Origin of the sequence: Lysinibacillus sp. FSL P4-0201, assembly GCF_038593425.1 — a bacterium.
Classification (GTDB): Bacteria; Bacillota; Bacilli; order Bacillales_A; family Planococcaceae; genus Lysinibacillus; species Lysinibacillus capsici.
This window is the reverse complement of the sequence record NZ_CP151995.1, coordinates 743122-766848: the sequence shown is the minus strand read 5'-3', so window position 1 is coordinate 766848 and position 23727 is coordinate 743122. Positions and strand designations below refer to the sequence as shown.

Here is a 23727-nt window from a genome sequence, read left to right as displayed (position 1 = left end):
GACAACTCCTTTGAAAGGTTACTTATTTACTAGTTTAAATCATTTTCCGAAGAAAAGCTATTTACGTCTCAGCGTAAATTTGTCTGGATTTTGAATTGTATGCTCACAATTCACTCCTTTAAAAAAATCTATAACATCTGCCAATGCTTTATCTTCATTCAGCTAGCGATTTCCACCACGTTGAATGAAGATAAACAATTAATTTTTTTTGTCATAATACATGCCATCCATTACGCGAACATTCGAGTAAGGATTATAATATTGCTGTTCACTTTTCTTCGTTTTTTGTAGGTTTGCCATGTCCTGCTTGACGGCACTCATTACAGATGTTAATCGTTCTTTAATGCCATTATCTAATTCAAGTAATGTCCGATGAATTCGGTTCTGCTCATCAAAATGAAAACCTTCCTGAACCAAACTTTCGATAATCGCTCCTCGCTTGTCCAACATAGTATTGATGTTGTCTATATAGTCATCACGATTTTCACCTATTGGGATGTCGCCTAAAAGTTTGAATAAATTAGCTGATACTTGCAATAGTTGATTTATTAGTTGCATAAATTCTCCTATCTTGCTATTTAGATGCCCTCCAGAACTCTAACCTTGCATGAACATACTTGATTGTGAGTTAGCTTTATTGATTGCTTGCTCCATAGCTGTGAATTGTTTCCAGTAACGAGCTTCGATGTCCTTTAATTTAGCTTGTAATTTAGTAATACGTTCGTCAGAATTAACAATTTGCTTACCTAAACTATAAGTCTGTTCTGTTGCTCCTTCTTTACCTGCTTTTTTCTCAATTTTAGCCGTCATATCTTTCATTGCATCACGCAAACGATATGCAATTCCTCGACTATCCTCTGTTATTTTACGGCCATTTTCATCCGTCGTTTCTGTCACTTTTCCATTTTGAGAAAATAACTTGTAAACTTGGTCAGGGTCTTTTGCTAATGCAGCATCAAGCTTAGACTCATTAATGACTAGTTTACCGCCTTCTTTAACATCATTTGAAGTTGTAATACCAATTTCAGCTAATGAATCCATTAACTTATCTCCTAGCCCTCCAACAGAGCCCAAGAATGTTGACCGCATTTTTGACATACCATCTCGTAAAATTGAATCACTGCGTAATAAACCACTTTTTGCTTTTTCATCCCAAAGTTTCTGTTCGCTTTCAGACATTTCTTTACGTTGTTCATCAGTAAGTGGAGCATAATCGCGGTATTTAGTTTCTTTAAGTAACTTATTGAACTCATCAATCATTTCATTATATTTTTCAACAAACTCCTTGATTTGTTCTTTTGCGGCACTTGTATTGGTAGAAGCTTGCATTGTAACAGGAGCTACAGTAGTATCACCTGTTGGTACATTGACTTTTTGAGCATTATCCCATGCTTGTTTTGCATCAGCCACACGCTGGTTGCCTGCTTGGTAAGCTTGTTTAGCCGCATTAAATTGTTTTAATTCAGCCTCATATTCTACTTGATTCTTTGCTATTGTTGAAAGTTCTTCTAATCGATTAGCTGCTTGAGGTGTGCCACCATTAATAGATTCCATCTCTGCTAAGTCTTTTAAAGATGTGAGATTACTATCAGAAATACCTTTTAACTTTTTCTTTAAATCTTCGTCTGTTTCACTGTTAATTGCTTGTTTTAATTCGCTAAGGCTTTTTCCTTTATTATCTTTAAAAAAGTTAACTATAGTATCATCTGCAATTAATGATTTGCTCACTGTTTTATAGGCTTGTTCACTAGTGTCTACAATAGCACGTTCGCGAATAGCAGAAATATCAGTAACATTTTCTTTTAAACTTTTTAAGTCAGCCTCATTAAAACTTTTAAAACGATCATCTTCTTTTAATTCTTCTAATGTCTTCGTCTGAATTGTTGTAATATCATCATTTGTTAATTTAGCTAACGCTTTTTTATTACTAAATCCATTGAAAAGAGCTTGTTGATCATCTGTTAAAGTTGGCTTAGCAAATGCTGTCTTATATGCTGTTTCTGCATTAAGTTTAAATTGACTCGTATAATTTTTTTCATCAAAATTTCCCAAATCTGTAATATCTACGTTAAAAAATTGTTTTATCGCATTAATATAGTTTTGATTGAGCTGTGGTTGAGCTGCAACCGCGTTATTGTATTCGGTTTCTGTAGCAGTTTTTTGACCAGCAGCCACTGTTCCTGCGTTAAACGTTTGCTTCAAAGTCATTTCATAACCAGATATTGTAAAAGTATTAGATGAACGTTCTGTTAAAATACCATTCACTTCAAACATTGCATTTTTACCATTACTAGCAAGCTTATTATCAGCCGTTGAAAATCCTAGCTTATTAAAGACTTCTAAGCCTTCTGTAACAACAATTTCACCTTGGCCACTTTTTTCACTGCCCGTATTTTTAGCACTTAGAGAAAGTTTTCCACCTTCAAATAATGCTGTGACTCCTGCACCACTACTATTAATTTTTTTCACTAAATCATTTATTGTCATATCTCCATTAAATTCTATTTTTGTTGCCTCTGACGCTAAACGGCCATCAGCACCAATTGATTTAATAGAAATCGATTTTAGGTTTGGATCACTTAGCTCTAACTCATTTAACTTTGAGCTACCATTGAATTTAGTCTGACTACCTACAGCTTGTGCTGCAGAAGCTAGTTGGGAAACACCTCCAATTGTAATATTGCCCGTTGCACCTGGATTTGCTTTTACCGATACTAAACTTTCATTGGAAGAGGTTGCAGTTTTTTGATTCATTTTGCCTGAAAGAATCATTTTATCAAATAAAAATGTATCAAATGTTTTTAGTTTGGCATTTACACTTCGGTACGAATCACGTTGCCACTGTAACGTTTGCTTTTGTTGGAAAGCTTTATTTAGAGGCATACGCTCCGCCTGCATTAACTTTTCTACTAGACTATCAATATCCATACCTGAGGCTAAGCCCCCAATTCTCATTACCATTTTAAATCCTCCTTAAATATTTTAAATTTTTTCATCAATAATCATTCCAAGCATTTTTTTCATTTCATAAAATGCATCTAACAACTTTCTTGGTGGAATTTCCTTTACTACTTCTTCTGTATCTTTATTCACCACAGTTACGTAATAACGCTCTAATCCTTCGTGATACATAAACTTCGATGCATTATGAGTTACTTCTAACATTTCGTTTAAAGCTTTAACCGCTTCTTGGACTTTCACCTTTGTTTCTTCACTATTATCCATTGGTTTCAACTGCTCTTTAGAGATGTTGGTAGTATTGCTTCCTTGCTTTACTACTTGCTCAACTGCATTTTTAGTAGTTGAAGTAGTCTTCATTTCAGTCATTGTATCTACATTAGAGTTTGCTGAAATACGCATGTTTTTTCTTCCTCCTTGAATCTATTACAAGCGATTAATTCTTTGTATAGTATCGGCAAAAATTCTGTATTTTTCACTTTTTTAACAATTCATTTGGACGAATTCTAAAATGATCAAAATAATAGCTTCTTGTTAATGAAAATCATTAATCAAGAAGCTATTTAAACATATTTACCAATACCATTATATTGCTTAATTAAATCAATATAGTATCTTTGAGTACTATTAATCCTTAACTATATTGCCTAGTTCTTATTAAAAATAATTCTTGCTAAATATGGATTTTCATTTTTATAAATAGAATATCCTCTTCCTTTTGAAAATTCTTCAATTGAAAATCCAAGTTTTATTAATTTGGTAAGAAGCATATCTGTATCTATATATCTTCTATAATGGTCATCAAAAACTTTGTCTAACTCCTCATCTTCTTTAGTTCTAAACTCCGCTACTATTTCACATGGCATTTGAATATTATTAAGAATACTTTCTAAAATTAAATTTTCAGTTTCCTCTGAAATAGCATGTAAGAAAAACCTAGTATAAAATAAAATTCTTTTTCCTTGTGTTATCGAAATTTCATTAAATTTGTTCATTAATTTTTGAACTTCATTAATATCACTTAAATCAACACAGGCAAAATATATATTGTTATTAGTAACAAAATGTTTATTCATTATATTATTATTGATTTTAATCACTTCTTCAGAACCATCAATGCCAATTACTTCAAAACCATTTTTAGCAAAATAAAAAGTATCTTTCCCAGTTCCACATCCTAAATCAACAAGAATTGTATTTTTAAGATTCTTTTCTTTTTTCTTTAATATAAACTCACTGAAGGTTGATGATTCAGTTAAATCAACTCTATCTTTATAAAATTCTTCCCAATATTGTTTATTTATGTAACTCATTAAAATTCTCCATTCTCTTTATCTGTAATTTCTTGCTTTGATAGTTGTCATCCTATGGTCGAGCTTGAGAAAATATACTTTCAAATGTTATCTTAGAAAAGAGGATATCACTGTTAGTTACAGTGATATCCTCTTTTCTATTAAAAGCTCTTTTTTTACTAGCAATAGAGGAGATAATACTATTTATAAAATAAATTCTCAAAAAAAAAAATGGAGCTTTTTTAAACGATTCAGTAGTGTTTATTTTATTAACCTGATTTTAAAATTAATTTAGATTAGTTTTATTTAACAACAACTAAAATCATTTACAAACCATAGCTTGCATTTTCATGTATAATGATTTGATATTTTTGACTTTTATCTGATAAAATCGCAAAAACTTTATCATACTTTGAATAATCTACTGACATTAGATTATCAACGTTAATAATTTCATTCACTTGATAATTGACTTTAAATACTTGTTCATAACGAATATCAATAGCAACATCTATTTGCGTAAATCGATTCTCATAATAATATTCATTTAAAAAACCATTAAATTCATTTACGGGAATCGTTTGGATAAATAGAACCTTTTTTACATTTGGTTTTTTTGGATATTCATAATTTTTATTTACTATGTCCTTGTTTACCAAAGGAATAATATAGCCTTCCCTATCTTTAGGTATAGTAATATTTAATAATTCTAATATTGTAGGATATACATCTAATGTTCTCATTTCATCAGTTTCTATCCCCTTTAAAATTTTTTCGCCAGACCAAATCATTACCCCTTTTAGGTCATGTAATGCAGATAAAAAGCCAGGATTTCTGCCTTTCATAATAATATGATTTTCTGTAATAACACAATTATCAGAAAGACCAAATGCATTTTTTCTCACTTCTTTTGAACAATTTGGAAAAAAATCCACAATTGCCCGCTGTCCATGATCTGAAAGAAATAAAATATTTTTAGGTGACATTAATTTTACTAATTTCCCAACAAATTCATCTACATAAATAAGTGCTTTTCTCATAATTTCATGGTTTTCATCATGCATTTGAAAATGACCTATATAGTCAAAAGTCAAATCATAAAACCAAAATACATCAGTTGGTTTTTTTTGGAAAGCGTTTTCAATATTAATATACGAATTATGTAATACTTCTTTAAAATACTCTAAACCTTCTTTAAAATAGTCAGGTGTTAAATAATTTTCAATTATATTCGGGTTTTCAAACAATTCTTCCCAACTAGTTCCTAACTGTTCAGGTGTCTTTGGATAAGGAATATTTGAAATGTCACCGTAATAATTACTTATAATATTTAAATCTTTTTCACAAACTATAGGGTTGAAACTCATATAATCTTCTTTTACTTCTTTATGTTCAGATACAGCTTCACCACTAACCATAAAACCATCTATCTTAACAGGAGGTGTTGTAGCTAGACCCTTCCAAAATCCCACGCTGTAACCATTATAGTTCAAAATTTCCCACAAAGGTTTTTTATTACAATAATATTCTGGTTTCGGATACTTTTTTCCATTGTACAGTCCTTTTATAGTCCCGTGTACTTTCGGGGATACACCGGTATACATTGAAATCCAGTTATCATGTGACCCATATCCATAAACATATCCATTATATGAGCCCCCAGAACCATCTTCATACAACTTCTTCAAATTAGGATAATCTTCAATATAATCAAATAATAAATTGGGAGAAACACCATCAATACCTATTACTAATAATTCCATACTTATTCACCTATATTCTATTCAATTCTTGAATTAGTCTAATAATCTTATTTTCCTCTATGCCATGGGCTCGAGCACCTTGCTGTATTGTTTCAGAAATAGAGCCAGAGCAGCCTATACAGTGCATACCGTACCTACTTAAAACTCTCTCTGCTTGCTCACCTTTTTGTTCTAATAATTCAGCAATTGAGACGTTATCATGGCCGATAATTTGAGGATTCTTTTTATAATAAGGCGCTTGTAAAATTCTCCAAAAATCTGCATGGTATATATCTGGATCTCTGCTAAACTCGCACCAATATCCTATTGTAGCCTCATCCCACGATTCATTATTCTCAACTATAAATTTCAATATATTTTCAGGAATTGTCATTGTTAGATTAGGCATTTCTACTTTTTCAATAATTTTTAATTCACCATTTTTTATTTCAAATAAAAGTTTAAATTTAATCTCATCGTTTTTCTTTATATTTATCAAACAAGTAAGATCTTCACAAAAAATCATTTCTGGAATATTATTCAGATTCAAGAAATAATGCTCTAATTCTACTTTGCTTATTATACTATTCATATCAGGGTGAACCTTACTAAAGTAGGTTTCTCTTCTTGCTTTTTTAATAGCTTCTTCTACAGTAGGAATCGAAATATTATTAATTTTATTTCGTAATGGATACCATACGCCGCCAGGTAAAATATCTACAACGTTAATATCTGTATTAACAAAATAGTCAACTACATCTTGAACATTATTTTTATTTTGCAATAACTTTGTCTTATAATCTTCATGTGATTCGTGCCATAAAACAAAATGACTAGCAAAAGGTATTAAATACTGCGCCCCGTAAATCTTCATTGCTTGTTCTAACATAATAAGAATACCTTTTTTACTATTTTTTAAAATATCCACTTTTCTTTCATCATCCATATTACTCCAAGTTAATGGATAACCTGATGCACCTGGTGAAAAACTAGTCGCAATAATATGTACTGGACCTATTTTTGAAGCTAAATCATGGTTAATACCTGCATCATTTAAATTTAGGAAGCGCATATCTCCAATTTCAAACAGCACCATCGCATCATTCCATAAGCTAGCAGGCTCATAAACTGTAATTGTTATGTCTTCATTCAACTTAATTGGAACTCCAAAAGGCATACTTATAACATTTAAAAAACCTAAATTTCTTAATTTATCTTCCATTCGTTTATTAGGAAAAGCAGGAATATATACAGGTGTAAGTTTATTTATTTTTCTTAAAGTAGGTTCATGAAAATGATCAGAGTGTTCATGTGAAATCCAAATCGCATGTGGATTTAGGTGCTTGGCACTGATAGAGCTAGGGGGATACTGTAACCACGCCCCCATAAAAGCTGGTCCATCTAACCATGGATCACATAATAAATTGAACCCGTTATATTCAATTTCTAAACTTGCATGTGAGTAAAGCTTAAAAGTTGGGTCTGCTTTAAACCTTTTCTGAGTCTGTATATGTGCCTTACTATCTATACTTACAAACAACTCTCCATTTTGTTCAAGTACTTTATAATTAGTAAGCTGTTTATTTACCACATTTTCGCAGTTACCCTCTAATCCAAATTTCCAACCATGTGCTGGACAAATAAATTTATTATCACAGTATGTTACATACGTTCCCTGATGCGGACATTTTCGTGATAATAATTTAAAAGTACTATCTTCATTTATTAAATAATACTTCTCGTTTTTTATAGATACCTCATTGATTTTTGATTTAAATTCATCAATTGATCCTAACTTAAGCATTATTTCACCCTCTTTTTTAATTCAATTACTATAGTATTTACATTTTAGCAACTAAAATTATATTATTCTAAAAAAACGTTTTTAATGAAATTACCAAGCACTTAAGCCGCCATCAACTATAATATTATGTCCAGTTACATAACTCGAAGCATCTGAAGCTAAATAGATTAACGCTCCAACCATCTCGTCAGCTCGTGCCATTCGACCTAAAGGAATACGATGTGAATAATTTTGTTTAAAAATTTCGTTTTGGCCACTTTCCACTCCACCAGGGGTTATTGTATTTACACGTATTTTTTCTTTCGCCCAATAAGTAGAAAGATACTTAGTTAATGCAACCACGCCACCTTTGGATGCTGAATAGATGGCTGGAGTATTAATTTGACGATCTAAATAAAAAGAACCTTCATAAATACGATTATCTGGAGCAACTACTCCATAAATAGAAGCAGTTTGAATAATAGAGCCTCCATTTTTTTGTTGCTTCATTATTTTCCCTACATATTTTGCTACAAGGAACATACCATCTAAATTCGTGCTCATAATTTCTTTCCATTGGTTCAATTCATATTCTTCAAATGGGGCAAAAAAAGCCTCTAAGTTACTAGATTTCCCCGCTGCATTATTATGAAGTATATCAATTGTCTTAAACTCACTAACAACCTTATTAACCATTTCTTTTACTGATTGTTCAGATGTCAAATCACAATAAATAGCTAGTGCTTTTACTCCATAATCTTTTTCAATTATACTTGCAAGTTCATTAGCCTTTTCAATATTTATATCTACTACTGCTACATTTGCACCAGCATCAGCTAGCCCCATACAAAAATGGCTACCTAAAATCCCTGCACCGCCTGTTACAATAGCATTTTTACCTTGCAAATCAAAAAGCTTTTTAAATTCTTTTTTCATTATATTACCCTTCTATTCCTAAGCAATGATAAAGCTCATCCAATGTAATTTTTCTATTCTCTTGACGCGATTGCTTTCCGGCTATTAATAGTGCAATTGATATCAAAGTATTTTCAGGATTATAAAGTATTTCATTTTCATCTATTAACTTTACAAATCGATAAAGCATTCGTCTAAACATAGAAAAATTATCATCAATTTCGACGCTAGATCTTTTCGATTCTCCCCAAACTTCTATATTAAAAGTTTTTTGTGTATTTTCAAGTATATTAATTGTCCAGACTAATCCACTATCAAAGGTAACTATATATATTTCAGCATTACTAGGAATATATTCAATCGATTTTGGCTTTTCATCTATTAATCCTAAAACCCCGTCTATAATATGTATACCATATTTTTCCCATTCGTTGATAACTGATGATTGAATCACTTTTAGTTTACCAAACGTGTTAATATTGGCTCTTATCTCATCAAGTTCCATTGCAAATCTTAATCCTGCAACTGACATTAATTGTCCTTTATAAAGGTATTCTTTAAAAAACAATAACTCTGACATTTCCATTGTTAAAGGCTTATCTATTAAAACTTTCATTCCTGCTTCTAAAAATGGTTTAGCCATTACTAAATGTTGTTCATAATCATCTCGAGCAATGATTACTGCATCAACTTCTCCGATCATATCGGTGTAATTTTCAACAACAATGTCTGCGCAAATCGCATTTGCTAATTTATTGCTAATAGCATCATCTTGAGTCCATACATGAGTAATTTTAACGTTGGGAAAACCTAATTCAGAGATGTCCCTCTTTTTAACATAGTTATAAATAACATCCCAATTTGCATCACTTAATGCGTTATCGTTATACCCGTTAATAATAGATCCCCAAGAATATGGATGTCCGTTATTTTCAGTTAAGCCAATTAATCCTATTTTTTTCACCATACTCCCCAGCCACCATCTACACAAATATTTTGTCCCGTAATATATGAGGATGCATCAGAGCATAATAATGCCACTACACCTTTAAGCTCATAAGGTTGTCCAATACGGTTCATTGGATTTTTTTCCCCTAGTCGGCGTATAAACTCTTCATCTTTTTGTGTTTCTGGAAAAGGAAATGGGCCAGGGCTAATGCAGTTTACTCGAATATGATAAGGAGCTAAAAAGCTAGATAAATACTTACTAAACTGTATTACTGCTGCTTTAGCTGCCCCATAACTTGGAGGATTTGTATATTTCTCATTATTATACATTCTATAATCTGGTGCTACATGACCATACATTGAAGCAGTATTTAAAATAACGCCTTGAGATTGCTTTAATAAATGTTGTGTTGCTTTTACAAGTCTAAAAACTGAATTTAGACTCATATCAATATCATATTCCCAATCCTCATTTGAAATTGATTCAAAAGAATTTTTATTTCCGGACCAAGCATTATTGATTAAAATGTCTAATTTATCAATTTTACTAACTGTCTCTGCAATCGAATTTTTATTCATTAAATCTAATTTCATCGCACTGAAATTTTGATTTGGATATTTAGCAGCTAATTTATCAGCTAAAATTCGGCATTTATTCACATCTCTACTGGCAATATAAATGTTAGCTCCTTGTTCAGCTAAAGCTTCACACATTTCTGTTCCTAAATAACCTGCTCCGCCGGTAATTAAGGCTGTTTTCCCTGATAAATCAAATAGTTCCTTTAATAAAATACTCATAAACACTTACCTACTTTTCAAATTGTTTTTTAATAATAATTCTGCTACTAAAAGATCAATCTTATCATCTATATCTATTGAACGTTCTTTAGGCATAGTTACAGCTCCGATTTTCCCTATCATAATTTCTCTCTTTGATTTTAACAATGCCTCTATTTTTGTTACATAAACTGCTCCGTTTAGCTGATATGCTTCTGGTAACTGTTGGCGAGGTAACCATGGGATAACTCCATCAATAAACGAAGCTGGAACACCATCCTTTATTTTCCATGCTCTATTAGGATTTAACTCTGCTTCTTTAAATGTTGCTACAGAATCAAGCGATTCTTCATATATTTTTTTTATACAATTACTTATATCTTCTACTGTTCTAAAAGGTGCAGTAGCTTCTAATAATACGATGTATGTGTAATAGTCTTGTTCTTGATGTAATTCATTTATTACGTAATGCATAGTATCAATGACTAGAGAAGTGTCGGTAGCTAGTTCTGTTGGGCGCATTTGCACCTCAGCTCCATACTCAGAAGCTACTTTAGCAATTTCTAAATCATCTGTAGAAACAATTACTTTATCAATTTCAGGAGTATTTAAAGCAGTCTCGATTGTCCAAGCTATAAGTGGCTTACCGTAAAGATTAACAATATTTTTACGAGGAATAGATTTACTTCCGCCTCTTGCTGGTATTAAAGCCATTACTTTTTCTTCCCCTACCATCTTTCTTCATCTCTTTTCACTATAATAACTTTTCGCTCTATTAAAATCTTCTATCTGACCTATATCTATCCAATATTCATGAATAGGGAAGACTGATGTTTTCTTCTCTATATCAATTAATTTCTCAAATAGTGTTGGCATGTCATAAAATTCATCACTAGGAATGTAATTCAACGTTTCAGGACTTAACACATAGATTCCTGCATTTACAAAACTTCGATGAAGAGGTTTTTCTTTTATGCTCACTAATTGCGTATCTAAAGTTTCAATAACGCCATATGGAATTTGAAACTCATATTCTCTTACACACATCGTTGCAATAGATTGTTGCTCTATATGAAAATCCATAAGTTGTTCAAAATTTATCTGGGTAAGTAAATCCCCATTCATTACAAAAAATGGTTCTTTTAATCTGTGTTTAAGTAAAGATAGCGCACCTGCAGTTCCCATTCTTTTTTCTTCTTCAATATACTCAATCTGTACATCGAAAGCTTCACCATTTTGAAAATAATTCTGTATGACTTCCTTTCTATAGTTTACGGAAAAAATAAAATTTGTATATCCATATTGTTTAAATCCTTCAATGATATTTTCTAAAATAGGTTTATTCCCTATTTTTAACATCGGTTTAGGAATATCATTTGTCAGGGGACGTAACCTAGTACCTAAACCACCAAGCATTAAAACTACTTTATTTTTATTTGGGGATACATTTAGCTTATCCATAAACAACACATCTACAATTTTATTTGATTCATCGACTATCGGTAACTGCTTTAGTTTTTTCAAATGCATAAATTGCTTATATTTATATGTTTTTTGTCCAAATTTCAAACTAATTGGGGTAGCATTCATTATAGAAGTTATTGGTACCTCTAGACCTTCTCCTCGTAAAATACCGCGACGAATATCACCGTCTGTAACAGTACCAAGTAATCGTTGCTCTTCATCTACTACTACCGCAAACTGTAAAGAAGATTTATCAATAATCCTCATAGTATCTAATAATGTTTGCTTCTGATTAACAATAATTTTTTCCATTTGTTTCATATAAGTCACACTTCCTTAGCAGGTACACCAATTGCTTTCATATGATTGGCTATATTTTTGATGACCACAGCACCCGCACCAATTAAACAGCTTTCCCCTATCTCAATCCCCTGTAAAATTGTTGCTCCTATACCTATATGAGTTCCTTTTCGTATATGGACATTGCCTGAGATTTTAGTTCCTGGTGCAATATGTACGTGAGACTCAATCCTACAATCATGGTCAATCAATGAACCAGTGTTTATAATATTATTATCGGCAATTTTCGCATTAGTTTGAATAATAGCACCAGCCATTATTTGAACTCCTTGTCCTAATTGAACGGAAGGAGCAATAATGGCTGAAGGATGAATGACAGATTTAAAACGATACTTTTTTTGCGTAAACTTTGTAAATATTTTTTCTCGTAATGGTGATGGCTTAATTGTTCCTATGGCGAGTACTAGTTCAATGTCAGATGGACTATATGCTTCTATTACCTCATCTGATCCTAAATAAGTTAAACCAAAAGCATTCTCTTCTGCAGTAGGTACAGTAAATCCGATAATCGTTTCCTTCTGTGCCAATAACATTTCAGTTAATACGGAAGCATGTCCACCATTCCCAATCATAATAATCGGCTTATTCATTAATTAGCTCATCCTCTTCATATGATCTTGATGCAGTTTCACCGATAAGAGACCAGTATTTAGATGGTTGCATACCATCTCCAGGTCTTTTTACAGTTAAATTGCTAACAGAGAATTTTTCACCAGCTTGTATCGTTTGTTTAGCAACTATGCTTTTCCGTGCTGGAATGCGATTTTGAAGTTCTATAGGTGTGGGACTTTTTATGCCATCTCCTAATGCCTGTTCTACTTCTCTAATTCCTTTTATCATGGAATAAAGTTCATCAGGATTTAAAGAGGCTATATGATCTGGCCCTTCTAACGTTTTATCTAACGTAAAATGTTTCTCTAATACAGTTGCTCCCATACCTACTGCTACTAATGGAATATGGATTCCTTCTGAATGGTCTGATAAGCCAATCGGTAGTTGAAAGTTTCTTTCCATTTCAATCATTGCTTTTAAATTAATGGAATCAACTGGCGCCGGATATTGCGTTGTACAATGTAACAAAGTAACATAATTTTTTAACGCTTCTTTCGCTTCTTCAGTCGTATAAAAGTTATTTACACGCTCTATCGTAACAGGTTCCTTTGATTTTACTAAGCCATAAGCTATAAATGCTAATGCCTCATGTAACTCTTCGACAGTTGCCATTCCAGTAGATAAAATTATTGGTTTTTGTTTTGTGGCTATATAATGAATAAATGGTGCGTTGGTTAATTCACCTGAAGGGATTTTAGCCGTTGCAATAGCAAGTTCATCTAGCAAAAAATCGACACTTTCAAAGTCAAAAGGTGTCGAAAGAAATTCTATTTGCTCTGATTGACAAAATGCTTGCAGTTCAATAAATTCCTCATAAGTTAATTCTAATTTCTTCAACATCGCAAATTGAGATGAAGCCTCACCTAAATTTTCAACTTGATAAGCAGCTTGCAGTGCTTGCTTTGTTACTAAGTTTTCAGCTTTAAATGTTTGAAATTTTACCGCGTCAGCTCCTGCTTCTTTTGCGACCATCACAAGCTCTTTTGCCATTTTTAATGACCCATTATGATTGACACCTGCTTCAGCGATGATATATGTTTTTTTGTTCATAAATCATAAAACCCCTTTTGAATAGAAAATGAAGGTAAGCTGCGTAATACTGTCATTATTTTTTCCGATACTTTGCCATCACCAAATATATGTTCATACTTATTGCTAAACTTTCTAGCCACTTCAATCGTATGATAAATATTATCAGCATCCATATTTGTATTAAATACTGAATTGGGATGCTCTCGCCCTTCCTGACGGTTTCCACAATTAACAGTAGGAGTCTCTAAATAAGGAACTTCTATTAATCCACTCGAAGAATTCCCAATGACAACATCCGCATTCTTCACTGCACTTAAGTACTTTAATTGACCAAGTGAATCGAATATTTTAGCATTTTTATGTTTTAATATGAATTGTTGAATAGCTTCATTAATTAACCTTCCACCATTATCAGCATTTGATTTTGTAAATACTAAATTAACATCAGAATAATGTTCCAATGTCTTTAATAATTCATAGATTCCATTAATATGACCATTCGTTTCAGGATGATAAGTAATTAAAAACATAGGATGTTGCTCATCCAGTTGAAGATTTTGAAATAGTTCCTTACGCGTCATTAGATTTAAACTCACAATATTTTCTATGCCAAGTGCTCCGACATTAAAGACACGTTCTGGAGATTCGCCCAATTGAATAACACGTTTACGATGAGATTCTGTACTTGTAAAGTGCCAGTTAGCCATTTTTGTAATGGAATGACGAATCGCATCATCATACGCACCAAAAGTACATTCCCCACCATGTATATGGGCAATAGGGATTTGCATAATAAGTGCTGTTTGAGCAGCTGCTAGCATTTCAAACCGATCACCTAAAATGATCAGTAAATCTGGTTGTAAACGATTAAATGCATCCGCAAAACTAATTGCGGCAAGTCCAATCGATTTCACAATGCCAGTAGATGAGTCAGCAGATAAAAGAATTTCTATCTTTTCATTAATAAAAAAACCATCATTCTCAATTTCTTTATAAGTGCTTCCAAATTCTGGAGATAAATGCATGCCCGTTACAACCATCTGCAAATCAAATTCTTCATCTTGTTGTAACTTCTTAGCAAGATTGAATAGTAAACCGTACTCGGCTCTAGTACCAGTCACAATACAAATTTTACGTTTCATGTTATCCCTCACTTATTGGTGTGCTAGGAATATTGACAACGCTTCTATTCAACTGTTCTGTCACATTTAAATCGGATTTCGGACAGTTTTGATAAATTGCTAAATGGTGCATCGGTTTCCAAATCGGACGGCTCATTACACCTCGCTCATTTAAAAAACTCAATACCTCATCACGATTAATCTGTTCATCTAGGAGAATAGTTTGTAACCAATAATTGCTTCTAGTATTTGCAGGCTCTTTAAATAAATGGACGCCTTCTAAATTACTTAGCCATCGCTCATAGTGTTTTGTTAATTCTCGTTTTTGTTGAATAAACGTTGGCATTTTTTCTAACTGCGCACAACCTAATGCTGCATTTAAATTCGGCATGCGGTAATTAAATCCAATTTCATCGTGCTCATACGCCCAACTATGTGGAATTTTAGCTGTCGTTGTTAAATGTTTTGCATAATCAGCTATCGCATCGTCATCTGTTACAATCGCACCGCCACCGCCCGTTGTCATAATTTTATTGCCGTTAAAGCTAATGGCACTTACTTTTCCAAAGCTACCCGTATGTTTTCCTTTATAATAAGTACCCAATGATTCTGCTGCATCTTCCACAAGCGTAACATTATACATATCACATACTTTAAGCAAACCTTCTATATCAACCGCATGACCGAATGTGTGCATTGGTACAAGCGCAGATATACGTCTTCCTGTCTCTCTATTATAAAGCTGGTTGTTTTTTGTTGTTCCAATTTGCTCTAGGTAGATTTGTAATTTATCTGCATCCACACCTAAAGTATGAAAGGATACATCAATAAAATGAGGTACTGCCCCCAAATATGACACAGCATTGGCTGTTGCAATAAAAGTAAGGGAAGGCATTAACACTTCGTCTTCCGCTTTTACCCCGGCAACTTTTAATGCAATATGTAATGCAGCAGTACCATTTACAACAGCAACAGCACGTTTAACGCCGACAAATTTAGCGAGGTCTTCCTCTAAACGATTGACATAAGCTCCAACTGAGGAAACCCAACCTGTTTTGATACAATCCGTCACATATTCTACTTCTTTTTCATTGAATGTAGGCTCATGTAAAGGTACAAAGTCTTTTCCGTAATACCGCTTTACATTATCTGAAAATTCAACCCATTGATTATTCATATATTATAAACATCTGCCTTATATTGAGATAAGTTCTTAGGATTTGTAAACCATTCTATTGTTTCTTCAAGTCCTCTATGGAAGCCCTCTTTACCACCATATTGTGGTTCCCATCCAAGTAGTTCCTTCGCCTTTTCGTTCTCTGCCCAAAGACGTTCCACTTCACTTTTTTCAGGACGTAGACGTTGCTCATCAGTTTCGATTGTTAAATCTACACCCATAATTTCTGCAATCATTTGCGCAGTTTCACCAATAGAAACTTCGTAATTTGATCCGATATTAATGACTTCACCGATTGAATTAGCAGAATTCATTACAGATATAAAACCATTAACAGTATCTTTTACATAGTTAAAATCACGTGTAGGACTTATAGCTCCAAGTTTAATATTCTTTTTGCCATTTGCTAACTGACTAATAATTGTCGGGATAACCGCGCGAGCAGATTGGCGAGGTCCATATGTATTAAACGGACGAATAACAGATACAGGTGTATCAAATGAACGATAAAATGACAATGCCATTTGATCAGCGCCTATTTTTGATGCAGAATAAGGTGATTGTCCTTGTAACGGATGCTCTTCATCGATTGGTACATATAATGCCGTTCCATATACTTCACTTGTAGATGTATGTACTACCTTTTCTACGCCTAACTCTTTCGCTGCTTGTACTACGTTTAACGTCCCTGTCACATTTGTATCTACATAAGTTGCAGGTGAGTGGTAGGAATACGGAATTGCAATTAGTGCTGCTAAGTTAAGGACATGCGTACAGCCTTTCATAGCTTCTTTCACACCATACGGATCACGAATATCTCCAGCAAACACATCCAATGATGATTTAATTTCCGTTGAAGACTGATCTAACCAGCCCCATGAATTAAATGAATTGTAGTAAACAAATGCACGAACATCATAGCCTTGTCGTACTAATGTTTCGGTTAAATGTGAGCCGATAAAGCCATCTGCTCCGGTTACTAAAATTTTTTTCATAAATTATCTCCATTTACTAAATGCTGAAATTGTAGTTCATCTATAAGAGGAACATTTTTTATCTTTGCACCTTTTCTGGCTGTATTAAATACTTTTAATTTTGTCGTAGTCATCTTTTGATCGTACCAGTGCTTAAAAACTTGAAACATTGGTCTAGTATAAATGATACTACCATCATTTGCTTGTTCTTCTCTAACAGAAAATTCATTAGTGAAAAATCTATTAGAAGTAGCGAAATTGGCATGTGTATGTTGTCCATAAAACCCCAAATCTTGTCCGAATAATACAATCTTTTCATAACCTAGTTGCTCTACTAAGCTAAAGGTTACAGTACCTACAGAACCTCCCGTATCAATTAGAGGCACGTTTTTTACATGTTTCTCAGCTAATTCATACCCTTTTTGATATAAAATGTAACGAGGACCTTTATGATGAATTATACTTTGATAATTCGCTGTACATAAATAATATAATTGTCCTTTATAGCCTGTTTTTTCAAAATGTTGTAATGTTATTTCATTAGCATCAGATATTACTACAGCTTTTGGATATACATCATGAGCAAGCAAAGTTTTTAATGCTGTACTTACTACATATATATCTATGTCATTTTGATATTTTTTCAACCAAAAAACAGTCTCATTTAATGATGGTCCTGCTGCTACTAAACATGCAATTTTTGTTTGTTTTTTTGTTTGAATTGTAAAATCACCTAGCATTATATTTTTATTAAAGTTCTCTCTTAGCAGTTCTCTATTCCTTTTATAGGAAATCTGTTGAATTTTAATGACCTCAAGAATTGAAAATAATGGATGTTCTTGTCCAATAGCTTTTAACCAAACATTAGGCAGTATTATTTGCACATCATTATTTAGAGATAATGAGTTTATTTTATTTACTAGATGTATGTTTTTCTTTTTCCACCAGTTAGTCACATTATACTTTTTAAATAGTTGTAATTCACTTTCTGAAAAATAGTAAACAATTATTTCTTTTCCGTTTACACATTCTAATAATGCTTGTAGATGATGTCCTAGCCCTAGCCCAATCAACAAATAGCTACCAGCATTAGAGTCGTACTCAGCTTGTATAAACCGCTTTGCTCCTTCTACTGGTCGATATTGGCTATAAATTTGAATCCCATTTAAAAGAAGTGTATTTTCACCACTTTTGGATAAAGTTACTTCCCACCGCACTTTACTGATTCATTCCTTCAATCATCTTCAATTCTTTAAAGAATGGAGCAATTTCGTATTCAAATAAGTCAGCAACTAACAAAAAATCGTGCTTTTCTAGCCCTTCATTAATTTCATTTAAAAAATTGTGAATTTCCCCAATACTTAAACTAACGTCTATATTATTCTTTTCAAGTAAATTAGAAGCATCGGATAACCAAATAACTCCTTCTGAGAAATCTTTAATTGTTAATAGTGCTTCATTTAGTTTATCTTCTCGTAAACAATTAGCAATATAAATTGCTCCCTGGGGTATTCTCACAATGTATTCATTATAACTTTCTATTACGTCGAATACTTCATTCATTATAATTCACCTATTTCAGTTTTAATTGTAGAAACTGCTTCCAATGTAAATTTTTTAGATATTTTCGTAGCTTTTAACAACTGTGAATATAGCAACATGTTTTGATTATAACTACGCTCAAACTTTTCTTTTGGGGTTTCATTTTCTTTTTCTTTAAAACTCCTCATTACATCCATCGTGATTGGTTTAATAATATCATTCATAAGAACATCATTTAAAATTTCCTTACTTTTATTATCAATTTTATCTAATTTTTTTAATGTATTATTACTAAAAATTAATTTATTTTTATCCTTTTTTAGTGTAATAATTGCTTCTGAACATAAAGATTCTAATTGTTCATATTTCTTTATTTCATCATTTAGCATCATAAAAAGACTATTTAACCGCTCTTTACTTGTTGATTTTTCTGAATTAACTTTAAAAATATCATTTGCTTCTACATAATTATCTGCGAAATTCTTAAAAGATATTTGTTTGAAACCCTTTATTTTAACCCCCCCTTCTGTACAATTAAAAATCGATGCTGAATGCTTAATTTTTTTGTGTATTTGTTCAAAAGAATTCTTCATTGAATAAAAAACATAATCTGTCATAACTAAGTCATCGAAGTATCCTTCTACTTGAAAAGCATTTCGTTTTTTAAAATAAGAATCATCAACGGATTTTTGATTTTTATTATTATTAGCATGTGTTAAATTTTCGGTATAGGCTAAATCTTGTCCGATTAAGGCAATAGGTCCTGTTGTTATATACATTGCAATTGTAAAAGCAAAGGTTGAAACTGAACCTCCCCCTGCAATATGTGGTAACGTTAAATTTAACTCTTCTTTTATTCGTTTCTCAACTTGATTATTGACAAGAGGTAGAAACGCATATCTTTTCCCTTTATACTCATGTTGAATTTTATAATTACTACTTAGACTATATAATAGAGATGCTTTATGTGATGTTATTTGGTTAAAATGTTTATAATTAGCCTCTGACCCGTCAATTGTAACAATATAATCAGGTTCAATATTTTCTTTCAATAAAGAATTAATAGTGGAGCCTGAAGCAATTAAAATAACACTATTTTTGATTTTTTTTAATAGTGGTAGTTGCTTTGTTAATGACGGACCACCAGATGCTATTATAACAGGGCAATTATAAGCCCTGTACAATTCGCTTATCGAAGCATCCTGTGAGGCATACAATAAGTTTTTTATATAATTTTCTTGCCAATTTTCACTTGCTAATCTTAATGTGTTTTCTTCAATTATATTTAAACTTTGTATATCTTTAATATTTTTTAATAACTCTTTATATGCTTCCGGAGCAATTTTATCATAATTAGGGCTACAAATAACTTTTATGTCTCGTCTATTATCATGTAATAAATAGTTTATTTTATTGTTAATATCCTCTCTTTGTTCAATAAAAAGAATATCTTCATTTTTAGATCCTAAAAACTCTTTAAAAGGCTCTACTATAAGTAATTCACCTTTATCCTTTAATTTTGCTTTTAATGCGTTTGAAATATAGCCTAAACCATTACCAAATAAAATATGTACAAAGTTTTCTTTAAATTCTTTTTCGACAATTCGATCTGCTTCTTTGATAGGATCATATTTACTATGCAGTAAATATCCGTTTACTTCCACAGTGTTAATTCCAGTTTTTGATACTATGTAATTTATAATTTCGCTCATGTTGTCACCTCTTTTCTTATATCGACTTTTATATCAAAAAATAAAGAAAAAGCCCTTTAAAAAAGGACTTTTTCTTTTAAAAAATTATTGTAATAATTGTAGAACACCTTGTGGCTGTTGGTTTGCTTGAGCTAGCATAGATTGTGCAGCTTGCATTAAGATATTATTCTTAGTGAAGCCCATCATTTCTTTCGCCATATCTGTATCACGGATACGTGATTCAGCAGCTGTTAAGTTTTCAGATGTTGCACCTAAGTTATTAATTGTGTGCTCTAAACGATTTTGGACAGCACCTAATTTAGAACGTTGTGTTGAGACAGTTTCTAATGCAGTATTAATTGTTGTAATTGCAGCATCTGCACTTGATTGTTTAGTAATATCAATTGATGCTACACCTAATGATGTCGCACCCATATTACCAATTGTAATTTTCAAATTTTGACCTGAGTTAGCCCCAATATGGAATACTTTAGATTTAAATGATCCATTTAAAAGCTTTTGCGTGTTAAATTCAGTATCTGTTGAAATACGAGTGATTTCAGTAGCAAGTGCATCAATTTCATCCTGTAACGCTGTACGATCTGAAGATACGTTTGTATCGTTTGCAGATTGAACTGCTAATTCACGCATACGTTGTAGGATAGAGTGTGTTTCGTTAAGTGCACCCTCAGCAGTTTGGATTAAAGAGATTGAGTCTTGAGCGTTTTTAGTTGCCATATCAAGACCACGGATTTGTCCGCGCATTTTTTCAGAGATTGCTAAACCAGCAGCGTCATCACCAGCACGGTTGATTTTGTAACCAGAAGATAACTTCTCAAGGTTTTTTGAAGCTTCAGTGTTGTTAAAAGCTAGGTTACGGTGTGTGTTTAAAGCAGAAATGTTGTGTTGAATTCTCATTTGGAATTCCTCCTTGAATGTTTGTTTTTTACTCCACGTCCGTGTGGAATATTGTCGGTTTGGGTTGTATGTATGTACCTCCCTTTCCCTACAATCTATATATCGTTTAGTAGTTGGAAAAGTTTAATAGTTTATTTAAAATTTTTTTATTTTTTATGTAGATTTGGGTAGCTATTATTTTATTTTTTCTTCAGATGTTCTAAAAAACTTGAAGATGAAGCAAGCGCTTCCTTATTTTGAGCTTGAATTGCTTCAAAAACTTCTGAGCGATGTACTTTAACTGTTTTGGGTGCGACTATACCAAGTTTAATTTGGTCACCTTCGACAGCTAATATTTTAATTTCGATTTGATCGCCTATCATAATCGATTCATCTTTTTTACGTGAGAGTACTAACATTATTTCGCACTTCCTTCCAATGGTTGCATTGGGTAACGTAGAGGAAAGGCTTTATTATCTTGGAGTACGATTTGCTTCCCGCGTTTTTTTTCTATATTTAAAATAACGGGTGCTAACAAGTTAATCGTTGAGTCTTGGAATGTTTCCTTCATTGTAACAATGGCATATGTAAGAACATTCTCTTCCTTTACAATTTGTAAATGCTCACGATCTTCTTCACTAATGTCAAAACTATAATCTTGTTTGAATGCAAAAGGATAGGCAACTACAAAGCCTATTTCCACATGCTGAACAGATTGTAACAATGCAAGTGGTAAGTCAGCATCGATTGGAAGTAAGACGAACTCTCTTTCATCTTCTAAACCTAATAAGCCATGTTCAAACGTCAGAATATCTTGTTCACCAATCTCGACTTCTCCTAAAAATTTAGTAGCTATTTTCATATTTTCCTGCACTCCTTTAAACGATGACATCAATGTCAACATCTGGTCTTTGTACCATTGTACCAGTTACTTTCCCTGGTGTGTATTCGTGAATTGGTTTGTTCACTTTTGTGTCGATTATTGGTTCCCTACGCTGAATATTGACATCAGTTGTGCCAGGCGAATAGTCGATTTTTACAGAACCTATTGAAGGGACAAATTTAATATTGAACGGAGTACGATGTGGGCCATGATTTTGTTTTGCAATATTTCGAATTATAGAACCACCTTGATCTTTACCAGCACTATCCATCATTTGTCTACCCTCTCTTGCTCTACGTGCCATACCTTTTAATGCCTCTTTTTTACCCTTTTCAGCATAATTCTTACTGGATTCCAAAGGGCCAATCATCCCTATATCTCTTCTTGCCTGTGAAGAGTCAATCTTCAAAACACTTCTTGTTGTATTTATATCTAAAATAGCAGAAGGCTGTTTGATATGCTGTGTAGCTTTAGGCTGCTCAATATGCTGTCGTGGTTTTGCAATGTGCAGATCTATTTTTGCATCTGTTGTCCGTATTTGGATTTGAGGGAGTCTCATTAACATTTCTCCTTTAAGAAAAGCGTCTGAACAAAATGTTCAAACGCCTTAATTATATTAGCGAATAAAGTCCACTAGTGTTTGTTGAATAATTTTAGAACCTACTGAAAGTGCAGCCTGATGAATTGATTCATGTGTCACCATTTCGGTAATAGCTTTTGAATAATCGACAGACTCATTATCTCTTAGTTGTTTTGTAACATTAACTTCTCGGATACCTAGACGATTTTCCATCATCTCAACACGATTTTGACGGGCACCTATATCAGCTTGTGCCTCTAGAACTTTATTGTGCATTGTTAAGATATCATCATTTGTACTGGAGGACGATACGCCACCAAGCAAATCTCCAATTTCCGCACCTGTTTTTGTTGGGTCATTTAATAAGTCAGAAATTTTCCCCATCATATCATCTATATTCTTAAACAAATCTTTTCCAGGTGTATTAACTGGGATTTGAATACCATCATATATCTCAATATTCACAGAGTTATTGTTTATAGTAGGATCAATTACTTTACCACTTCCCCCAGGTATAAACAGAGGCTGGTTTGTATTGGTTCCACTAAATATGTAACTACCACCAATATTAGTATTCCCTACATCTTGTAATTGTTGGCGAATTTGGTCAATTTCGCCTTTAATTTTTTCGCGTTCTTCAGGTGTGTTTGTATCATTAGCTGCTTGAATAACAAGTTCGCGAACTCGTTTCATTTGCTCACCAACCTGATTAAGTGATTCATCCGTCGAATCTAACCAGCTACTTGCTGTAATCATATTACGAGTATATTGTTCTACTTTAGCTAAATCTCGGCGATAACCCATTCCTTTTACTGCTATTACTGGGTCATCTGATGGACGAGTAATTTTTGAACCAGAGTTTATTTGATCTTGGAGCTTTGACATTTTACCGTAGCTGTTATTTAAATTGCGTAGCATGTTATTTGAAAGCATAGATTGTGTTACACGCATTCTGAAAAACCCTCCTTCTTGTATGTCT

General features: G+C 32.7%; 24 protein-coding genes. All 24 read right to left on the bottom strand.

Features of this window, described 5'->3' with window-relative positions; all coding sequences use genetic code 11:
* Positions 1-198: 198 nt before the first annotated feature.
* Positions 199-558, bottom strand: coding sequence for a flagellar protein FliT (locus MKY76_RS03655; RefSeq protein ID WP_103117481.1), 360 nt, complete (start codon positions 556-558; stop codon positions 199-201).
* 39 nt (positions 559-597) lie between these two features.
* Positions 598-2961, bottom strand: coding sequence for a flagellar filament capping protein FliD (gene fliD / locus MKY76_RS03650; RefSeq protein ID WP_342557439.1), 2364 nt, complete (start codon positions 2959-2961; stop codon positions 598-600).
* 21 nt (positions 2962-2982) lie between these two features.
* A complete protein-coding gene (locus tag MKY76_RS03645; RefSeq protein WP_103117479.1) occupies positions 2983-3360 on the bottom strand; it encodes a flagellar protein FlaG in 378 nt (125 codons plus the stop codon).
* 245 nt (positions 3361-3605) lie between these two features.
* On the bottom strand, positions 3606-4271 hold the full coding sequence (locus tag MKY76_RS03640; RefSeq protein ID WP_103117478.1) for a class I SAM-dependent methyltransferase: 666 nt from the start codon (positions 4269-4271) through the stop codon (positions 3606-3608).
* Positions 4272-4576: 305 nt separating this feature from the next.
* On the bottom strand, positions 4577-6013 hold the full coding sequence (locus tag MKY76_RS03635) for an alkaline phosphatase family protein (RefSeq protein ID WP_342557438.1): 1437 nt from the start codon (positions 6011-6013) through the stop codon (positions 4577-4579).
* Positions 6014-6023: 10 nt separating this feature from the next.
* Positions 6024-7796, bottom strand: coding sequence for a DUF1858 domain-containing protein (locus MKY76_RS03630; RefSeq protein ID WP_342557437.1), 1773 nt, complete (start codon positions 7794-7796; stop codon positions 6024-6026).
* Between the two features lie 90 nt (positions 7797-7886).
* Positions 7887-8711: an SDR family oxidoreductase gene (locus MKY76_RS03625; RefSeq protein WP_342557436.1), complete on the bottom strand. Its 825-nt coding sequence runs from the start codon at positions 8709-8711 to the stop codon at positions 7887-7889.
* 4 nt (positions 8712-8715) lie between these two features.
* Complete coding sequence (locus tag MKY76_RS03620) at positions 8716-9657, bottom strand: Gfo/Idh/MocA family oxidoreductase (protein WP_342557435.1); 942 nt, start codon at positions 9655-9657, stop codon at positions 8716-8718.
* Positions 9651-10436, bottom strand: a complete 786-nt coding sequence (locus tag MKY76_RS03615; RefSeq protein WP_342557434.1) for an SDR family oxidoreductase — start codon at positions 10434-10436, stop codon at positions 9651-9653. The genes MKY76_RS03620 and MKY76_RS03615 overlap by 7 nt, the downstream gene beginning before the upstream one ends.
* 6 nt (positions 10437-10442) lie before the next feature.
* Entirely contained in the window at positions 10443-11129 is a 687-nt protein-coding gene (locus tag MKY76_RS03610) for an acylneuraminate cytidylyltransferase family protein (RefSeq protein WP_233732408.1), read from the bottom strand.
* Between the two features lie 27 nt (positions 11130-11156).
* On the bottom strand, positions 11157-12200 hold the full coding sequence (locus MKY76_RS03605) for a nucleotidyltransferase family protein (protein WP_103117471.1): 1044 nt from the start codon (positions 12198-12200) through the stop codon (positions 11157-11159).
* A 5-nt stretch (positions 12201-12205) separates the two neighbouring features.
* The gene (locus MKY76_RS03600; protein ID WP_342557433.1) at positions 12206-12829 is read right to left on the bottom strand and encodes an acetyltransferase; all 624 of its coding nucleotides are present in this window, start codon (positions 12827-12829) and stop codon (positions 12206-12208) included.
* Positions 12822-13901: an N-acetylneuraminate synthase gene (gene neuB / locus MKY76_RS03595; protein ID WP_103117469.1), complete on the bottom strand. Its 1080-nt coding sequence runs from the start codon at positions 13899-13901 to the stop codon at positions 12822-12824. The genes MKY76_RS03600 and neuB overlap by 8 nt, the downstream gene beginning before the upstream one ends.
* Complete coding sequence (gene neuC, locus MKY76_RS03590; RefSeq protein ID WP_342557432.1) at positions 13898-15025, bottom strand: UDP-N-acetylglucosamine 2-epimerase; 1128 nt, start codon at positions 15023-15025, stop codon at positions 13898-13900. The genes neuB and neuC overlap by 4 nt, the downstream gene beginning before the upstream one ends.
* Before the next feature lies 1 nt (position 15026).
* On the bottom strand, positions 15027-16181 hold the full coding sequence (locus MKY76_RS03585) for a LegC family aminotransferase (protein WP_103117467.1): 1155 nt from the start codon (positions 16179-16181) through the stop codon (positions 15027-15029).
* Entirely contained in the window at positions 16178-17176 is a 999-nt protein-coding gene (locus tag MKY76_RS03580; protein WP_342557431.1) for an NAD-dependent 4,6-dehydratase LegB, read from the bottom strand. The genes MKY76_RS03585 and MKY76_RS03580 overlap by 4 nt, the downstream gene beginning before the upstream one ends.
* On the bottom strand, positions 17173-18372 hold the full coding sequence (locus MKY76_RS03575; protein ID WP_342557430.1) for a 6-hydroxymethylpterin diphosphokinase MptE-like protein: 1200 nt from the start codon (positions 18370-18372) through the stop codon (positions 17173-17175). Before MKY76_RS03575 ends, MKY76_RS03580 begins: the two co-directional genes overlap by 4 nt.
* 1 nt (position 18373) lies before the next feature.
* On the bottom strand, positions 18374-18718 hold the full coding sequence (locus tag MKY76_RS03570) for a hypothetical protein (RefSeq protein ID WP_103117464.1): 345 nt from the start codon (positions 18716-18718) through the stop codon (positions 18374-18376).
* The gene (locus MKY76_RS03565) at positions 18718-20409 is read right to left on the bottom strand and encodes a 6-hydroxymethylpterin diphosphokinase MptE-like protein (protein WP_103117463.1); all 1692 of its coding nucleotides are present in this window, start codon (positions 20407-20409) and stop codon (positions 18718-18720) included. The genes MKY76_RS03570 and MKY76_RS03565 overlap by 1 nt, the downstream gene beginning before the upstream one ends.
* Before the next feature lie 84 nt (positions 20410-20493).
* Entirely contained in the window at positions 20494-21306 is an 813-nt protein-coding gene (hag, locus tag MKY76_RS03560; protein WP_103117462.1) for a flagellin Hag, read from the bottom strand.
* Positions 21307-21485: 179 nt separating this feature from the next.
* Positions 21486-21704, bottom strand: coding sequence for a carbon storage regulator CsrA (csrA, locus tag MKY76_RS03555; RefSeq protein ID WP_103117461.1), 219 nt, complete (start codon positions 21702-21704; stop codon positions 21486-21488).
* Positions 21704-22147, bottom strand: coding sequence for a flagellar assembly protein FliW (gene fliW / locus MKY76_RS03550; protein ID WP_342557429.1), 444 nt, complete (start codon positions 22145-22147; stop codon positions 21704-21706). The genes csrA and fliW overlap by 1 nt, the downstream gene beginning before the upstream one ends.
* 16 nt (positions 22148-22163) lie before the next feature.
* Positions 22164-22727 (bottom strand): DUF6470 family protein, encoded by a 564-nt coding sequence (locus tag MKY76_RS03545; protein WP_342557428.1) that lies wholly within the window; start codon positions 22725-22727, stop codon positions 22164-22166.
* A gap of 57 nt (positions 22728-22784) precedes the next feature.
* A complete protein-coding gene (gene flgL / locus MKY76_RS03540) occupies positions 22785-23699 on the bottom strand; it encodes a flagellar hook-associated protein FlgL (protein ID WP_342557427.1) in 915 nt (304 codons plus the stop codon).
* Between the last annotated feature and the right edge of the window lie 28 nt (positions 23700-23727).

Coding starts and splice junctions, on each gene's coding strand:
- MKY76_RS03615 (WP_342557434.1), bottom strand. CDS start 10,436: ATGAGTATTTTATTAAAGGAACTATTTGATTTATCAGGGAAAACAGCC.
- MKY76_RS03640 (WP_103117478.1), bottom strand. CDS start 4,271: ATGAGTTACATAAATAAACAATATTGGGAAGAATTTTATAAAGATAGA.
- MKY76_RS03620 (WP_342557435.1), bottom strand. CDS start 9,657: ATGGTGAAAAAAATAGGATTAATTGGCTTAACTGAAAATAACGGACAT.
- MKY76_RS03655 (WP_103117481.1), bottom strand. CDS start 558: ATGCAACTAATAAATCAACTATTGCAAGTATCAGCTAATTTATTCAAA.
- MKY76_RS03600 (WP_342557433.1), bottom strand. CDS start 12,829: ATGAATAAGCCGATTATTATGATTGGGAATGGTGGACATGCTTCCGTA.
- fliD (WP_342557439.1), bottom strand. CDS start 2,961: ATGGTAATGAGAATTGGGGGCTTAGCCTCAGGTATGGATATTGATAGT.
- MKY76_RS03635 (WP_342557438.1), bottom strand. CDS start 6,013: ATGGAATTATTAGTAATAGGTATTGATGGTGTTTCTCCCAATTTATTA.
- csrA (WP_103117461.1), bottom strand. CDS start 21,704: ATGTTAGTACTCTCACGTAAAAAAGATGAATCGATTATGATAGGCGAT.
- neuB (WP_103117469.1), bottom strand. CDS start 13,901: ATGAACAAAAAAACATATATCATCGCTGAAGCAGGTGTCAATCATAAT.
- MKY76_RS03625 (WP_342557436.1), bottom strand. CDS start 8,711: ATGAAAAAAGAATTTAAAAAGCTTTTTGATTTGCAAGGTAAAAATGCT.
- MKY76_RS03580 (WP_342557431.1), bottom strand. CDS start 17,176: ATGAAAAAAATTTTAGTAACCGGAGCAGATGGCTTTATCGGCTCACAT.
- neuC (WP_342557432.1), bottom strand. CDS start 15,025: ATGAAACGTAAAATTTGTATTGTGACTGGTACTAGAGCCGAGTACGGT.
- MKY76_RS03630 (WP_342557437.1), bottom strand. CDS start 7,796: ATGCTTAAGTTAGGATCAATTGATGAATTTAAATCAAAAATCAATGAG.
- MKY76_RS03585 (WP_103117467.1), bottom strand. CDS start 16,181: ATGAATAATCAATGGGTTGAATTTTCAGATAATGTAAAGCGGTATTAC.
- MKY76_RS03645 (WP_103117479.1), bottom strand. CDS start 3,360: ATGCGTATTTCAGCAAACTCTAATGTAGATACAATGACTGAAATGAAG.
- MKY76_RS03545 (WP_342557428.1), bottom strand. CDS start 22,727: ATGAGACTCCCTCAAATCCAAATACGGACAACAGATGCAAAAATAGAT.
- MKY76_RS03565 (WP_103117463.1), bottom strand. CDS start 20,409: ATGAGCGAAATTATAAATTACATAGTATCAAAAACTGGAATTAACACT.
- flgL (WP_342557427.1), bottom strand. CDS start 23,699: ATGCGTGTAACACAATCTATGCTTTCAAATAACATGCTACGCAATTTA.
- fliW (WP_342557429.1), bottom strand. CDS start 22,147: ATGAAAATAGCTACTAAATTTTTAGGAGAAGTCGAGATTGGTGAACAA.
- MKY76_RS03610 (WP_233732408.1), bottom strand. CDS start 11,129: ATGGCTTTAATACCAGCAAGAGGCGGAAGTAAATCTATTCCTCGTAAA.
- MKY76_RS03570 (WP_103117464.1), bottom strand. CDS start 18,718: ATGAATGAAGTATTCGACGTAATAGAAAGTTATAATGAATACATTGTG.
- hag (WP_103117462.1), bottom strand. CDS start 21,306: ATGAGAATTCAACACAACATTTCTGCTTTAAACACACACCGTAACCTA.
- MKY76_RS03605 (WP_103117471.1), bottom strand. CDS start 12,200: ATGAAACAAATGGAAAAAATTATTGTTAATCAGAAGCAAACATTATTA.